Origin of the sequence: Streptomyces sp. NPDC002265, from assembly GCF_040296125.1 — a bacterium.
GTDB lineage: Bacteria > Actinomycetota > Actinomycetes > Streptomycetales > Streptomycetaceae > Streptomyces.
In genome coordinates this window covers 1-4,728 of record NZ_JBEOWS010000519.1, presented here as the reverse complement: position 1 = coordinate 4,728, position 4,728 = coordinate 1, and the positions used below count along the sequence as shown (strand labels likewise).

The window sequence follows — 4,728 nt, the reverse complement described above, 5'->3', positions numbered from 1 at the left end:
CGAAACAGCTCCCACAACTCGTCCGGTACCAGCCGCTGGACCAGGTCTGCCATGCACTGACCAACGACCACCCCAGGCCAAAAGAAACGGTGTCTTATCGGATGAGCAGTGGACAAGGTCCCCGTGCACGACTCGGCTACGTGATGTTCGCGACTCGGCACGAGCCCTGGCCTGGTCAAGAGGTGGAGGAGAACTCGCGGTCGAGGATCGCGTGCACGACGGAGTCTCTCCACTGCCCGGCTTTCAGCACGTGCTCGCGGATGGTGCCCTCTTCCACCATGCCCGCAGCATCCATGGTGCGCGCCGAGCCCTCGTTGAAGGGGGACCGTGCGCCCCAAATGCGGTGGAGCTGGAGTTCGTTGAAACCGAGGGCGAGCAGCAGCCGAACCGTCTCCACACCGTAGCCGCGCCCCCATACATCTGGGCGCAGCGCGAAGCCCATGGTGGCTCCGCGCTGCTGGTGGGGGTCGAGGGCCAGACGTCCGAACCCGATAAGTTCGGCCGACTGGTGCTCGATGACGGCGAGAGCGTACTCCGTGCGGGGCGTCGCCGTGGTGGCCGCGACGGACCGGGACACGATCTGTTCGACCTGCTCACGGTTGCGGGGTTCGAACGAGAGATGTTCGGTGGCTACGGGGCTGCCGTAGATGGCGTACAGCGCCCCCACGTCCGCGATGGTGAGTTCCCGCAGGTCGAGACGTGCGCTGGAACGAGCGACCGGATACATGCCTGCGGACTCTACCCGCGGGGCAATGCGAGCCTGCTGGTGAAATGTCCCGCTCAGTGCCGAGGAGCGCGATCGGCTCGCCCAGTCAGCGGGCGAGCGGAGGTGTCCCACTGGCGCGGGTGAGCAGCCCGTGATCGTGGGCGTCGGCTCCACGCAAGCGGAGGTATCCCAAGCAAGGCCTCTACTGGGACGACGGCACAGCCATCGACCTACTGGCTCTGGACGAGGCCGGGCTGATGGCCGGATACGCTGCCGTCATGATTCGCGCGGTGGTGTTCGATGTCGGTGAGTGCCTGGTGGACGAGACCCGGGAGTACGGCACCTGGGCCGACTGGCTGGACGTGCCCCGGCACACCTTCCACGCGATGTTCGGTGCCGTCATCGCCCAAGGCCGCGACTACCGTGAGGTGTTCCAGGAGTTCCGCCCGGGCTTTGACCTGTACGAGGAGCGGGACAAGCGCGTGGCTGCGGGACAGCCGGAGACGTTCGGCGAAGAGGACCTCTACGCCGACGTGCGGCCTGCCCTGGCCCAGCTGCGGGCTGACGGGTTGTGGTTGGGCATTGCCGGGAACCAGACGGTGCGGGCGGGCGCGATCCTGCGCCAGCTCTTCTCGGACGATGTGGACTTTATCGGTACCTCTGACGACTGGGGTGTCAGCAAGCCGGATGCCAAGTTCTTCCGCTGCGTCGCCGAGGTGACTCCCTTCGCCTCGCGGGAGATCCTCTACGTGGGTGACCGCGTCGACAACGATCTGCGGCCGGCCGTCGCCACCGGCATGCCTACGGCGCTCATTCACCGGGGCCCGTGGGCGACGATCCAGTGGCGGACGCAAGAGGCCCGGCAGCTGCCGACCTTCAGGGTGGACAGTCTTCTGGAGCTGCCGGGGTGCATCCGCGACTTCAACGACTCAGCGCGCTGACGGTCGTCGACCAGCCGTAGAGCCGGTCGTCGAGGTCGCTCACGCATGGTTGTTGCTGGTAGGGCGTCAGTGAGCGCCGCACTTCGCGCACTCGGTCCATGCCGGTGGCGTACCAGGTCTTCTCCAGTTGATCGAGCGCTCGCAGTGCGTACCCACATGCCTGTTCCGGCCGGCCGTCTGCGGCCTCGACCGCGGCCAGGTCCCCGAGAACGACGGTGGTCTGTTTTTCGTCGCTCGGGCCGAGGTCGTCGAGCACCTGTTGGAGTGTCGCGCGGGCCTGCGGGAGGTGTCCGGCCTTGAGCTGCGTGTTTCCTTTGAAGGCGGCAAGGCGAACGGGGCTGAACCAGTCGAGCCACTCGGGGCTGTCGTACGGCGAGCCGGCCGCAAGCACATCCTCGGCATGGCCGATCAGGTGCAGCGCGGTACGGGTGTTGCCGCACCTCGTCTCGCATTCCGCCTCGACAGCGTCCAGCCAGGCCAGCAGCTCGGCCGAGGCCGGCCCTCGCCGGGCGTAGGTCCGCGCTGCGACCATGCGTTCCACGGCGTCCTGTCTCTCGCCCTGCCAGCCGGGGATGAAAGCGCTGTGCGCGAGGATCGCCGCACCGAGCAGCGGGGCATCCGCTTCGCCTGCGGCTTGCAGCGCCAGGAGCAGGGTCCGGGCCGCTCGCTGTGGTTCCCTCAGGTCGAAGAACTCGATACGTCCCGCCAGCAGGTACGTCTCGGCAAGACCAATAGCGACGGCCCGCCGTGTCTGTCCCGCGGTTTCGGTGAGCAGAGCGCAGCCCAGAGCGGCGTGCGCCAGGGCCGAAGGGTGCAGCGTGGCAGGGGCCACCGACCAGTACAGCCGACGGTGCGAGCGGGTGACCGCCTGGAAGTCGGCTGCCACAGTGGGGGGTTGCACGGTCGCGGCCTGGGTGGGGACGGAGCCGAGTCCCAGTGAGGTCGGTCCGGATCCGCCGGCGGCGGGTCGGGAGCGGTGGGGCGGTTGAGGGTGCGGCGAGATGAAGCCCAGCGCCTCGAGTTCCTGGCCGAGTTCGCGCGTGAGGGCTTGGGCCTGGTCTGGATGGGGCCAGGGCGGGTTGGCCGACTCCCAGCGACGCACTTGCCGGACACCTACGCCGAGGGCGTCGGCGAGGGCTTGTTGTGATCGGAAACCTGCTGCCAGGCGGGCCGCCTTCAGCCGGGTGTTACCTGCGGGCCGTGGCACTGCTGCACCTCCGTGTGGGCTCTTCTGACAGTGTCACTAGAAGCCCTGTATATGGCCAGACCCGCCTCCAAAGAGGTAGAGAAAGTCCCATAGTTGGCAGCTAAAAGGCCTCTTCAAGTCCTCGATTCATCCTTCTCATAGGGCCAGTCTCAACACACGGATGCAGATGGTGAGGAGCCCGTGATGCCGACCTGGCAACTGCCGACCGCAGCAGGGTGCACGCTGTACGACGCCGGTCACGACTGGGACGCCATACGCGTCGCACGCGGGATCGGCCTCGCGGCCTTGGCTGTCCTCGACCAGCGCTGTGGCGCTGTAGCCGAAGACCCGTATGCGCAGGTGGTCTACTACTTCGTGCCGCCCGCTACCACCTCCGACTGGGACATCACAAGTACCCGAGCGATCGGTACAGGCGGTACTCTCGCCCTCCCGCCGACACACCGAACCCAGGGACCGGGCCCGTACTGGCACAGGAGCCCCAGCGGTCACGGGTGGATCACACACGCAGGTGCATTAAGCGCCGCGTTGAGAAGCTGCATGGCCCCCGTTCCAGACATCGCACGAACCGGGGACGAGACCGCTGCGCCACCATCGCGGCAAGGGCCTCTCCCACGACAGGCAGCAGGTAACCAGGGGCAGGGACCCATGGGTGCCGCCATCCGGCACCGACCACGAACTATTGCTACAGGGACACCGCCCTGGGACCCCGACGGGTTGAAGTCGGTGCTCGCGAAGGTCCCCCGGCGGCAGCCACTCGACGACGACACCGTCCTCGCTGACGTCAGCACTGCCCTGGACGAACGGGCGCCCCACGAAGAGCAGGTGAAGGAGTCCACGCTGCGGTTGCGCGGCCACCTGAAGCGCCTCGCCGACATCGCCTGCGCCACCGACGCCGACGCCGACCAGACCGACGAGAGCACAACTCATCTTGCCACCCGGGCCCGTGCACTGCTCTCCAAGGAGACGCCCAGCGATTACCGACAAGCCGTCGGACTTCTGCTCCCTATGGCCTGGACCGCCAAGGAACTGCTCGAGCGGCTGGTGGAGCTGCCCTGTCTGCGAGAGTCGGTCTGACCTCCATGCACTACACGACGACACAGAGAGCCATGTCCGAACTCCGCACACACCAGGACCATCCCGTCCACGACCAAAGCAGTGCAAGCAGGCCCACACCACTCCCCCAACGTTCGGCGAACCCGGCAGAACGCGCGCCGACAGCCCCCGTGGACTTCTCCACGCGCCCCCACACCATCGCCGCGGACAATGTCGCCACGGACATGCGCGACCTCGCCGCACGCGTGCGCAACCTGATGGACCTCCAGCAGGGCCGGGTGCTCCAGTTACCGCTGGGCGGCCGGTTCTTCGACATCGTCGTCACCGCCTCCTGCCCCGAGGCCTACGCCGTGATGGACCTCCTCGACCAGGTCCAGCACACCGGCCACGGCCAGCCCGACGCCTGCGGCCCGGTCATCGAGGACCCCACACGGCAGTGGCTCATCTGGCTCGTACCCCCAGGGACCAGTGAGGTCTGGGCCCCGCACCGGTACGGGCTGTGCCTGGGCAGACCCCACCATCTCGCCCTGCCACCCATGGCGCAGTCGGAAGCCCCCGGCCCGTACTGGCTGCGCCCGTGCCGCGGCGACCGCCTCGTACCACCCGTGCCGCTGCGGAACTTCCTCGACCAGTTCCGGCCCGGACCCGCCCCGCACGAGGAACTCCTCGCAGAAACCCTGTGCACCATCACTTGATCCGCATACGGGCCCGTCCTTCGACCGGCGAGCCCGTGACTATGTCCGGCCTGCAGGCCTCCCAGAGCGGCGCCGGGCGCGCGGGGACCGCCCCCCCCCCGCCCCGCCCCCGCCCACCCCCACCAC

Annotated in this window: 5 protein-coding genes; 3 read left to right on the top strand and 2 right to left on the bottom strand. The window is 68.0% G+C overall.

What is annotated here, in order from left to right; translation table 11 throughout:
• Nucleotides 1-175: 175 nt before the first annotated feature.
• Entirely contained in the window at nucleotides 176-727 is a 552-nt protein-coding gene (locus tag ABT085_RS43900; RefSeq protein ID WP_351622092.1) for a GNAT family N-acetyltransferase, read from the bottom strand.
• 257 nt (nucleotides 728-984) lie between these two features.
• Between ABT085_RS43900 and ABT085_RS43895 the strand changes: the two genes are divergently transcribed.
• On the top strand, nucleotides 985-1,647 hold the full coding sequence (locus tag ABT085_RS43895) for an HAD family hydrolase (RefSeq protein ID WP_351622089.1): 663 nt from the start codon (nucleotides 985-987) through the stop codon (nucleotides 1,645-1,647).
• Here the strand turns inward: ABT085_RS43895 and ABT085_RS43890 are convergent.
• A complete protein-coding gene (locus ABT085_RS43890; RefSeq protein ID WP_351622086.1) occupies nucleotides 1,628-2,854 on the bottom strand; it encodes a helix-turn-helix transcriptional regulator in 1,227 nt (408 codons plus the stop codon). The two genes, ABT085_RS43895 and ABT085_RS43890, sit on opposite strands and share 20 nt — an antisense overlap.
• A 723-nt stretch (nucleotides 2,855-3,577) precedes the next feature.
• On the opposite strand from ABT085_RS43890, the gene ABT085_RS43885 reads away from it, so the two are divergent.
• Nucleotides 3,578-3,928, top strand: coding sequence for a DUF6415 family natural product biosynthesis protein (locus ABT085_RS43885; protein WP_351622095.1), 351 nt, complete (start codon nucleotides 3,578-3,580; stop codon nucleotides 3,926-3,928).
• 149 nt (nucleotides 3,929-4,077) lie between these two features.
• Nucleotides 4,078-4,602 carry a hypothetical protein gene (locus ABT085_RS43880; RefSeq protein ID WP_351622084.1) on the top strand — a complete coding sequence of 175 codons (525 nt, stop codon included), beginning with the start codon at nucleotides 4,078-4,080 and terminating at the stop codon, nucleotides 4,600-4,602.
• Nucleotides 4,603-4,728 lie beyond the last annotated feature (126 nt).

Excerpts from the sequence above, each read along its gene's own strand:
- ABT085_RS43895 (WP_351622089.1), top strand. The coding sequence starts at position 985 with ATGATTCGCGCGGTGGTGTTCGATGTCGGTGAGTGCCTGGTGGACGAG.
- ABT085_RS43900 (WP_351622092.1), bottom strand. The coding sequence starts at position 727 with ATGTATCCGGTCGCTCGTTCCAGCGCACGTCTCGACCTGCGGGAACTC.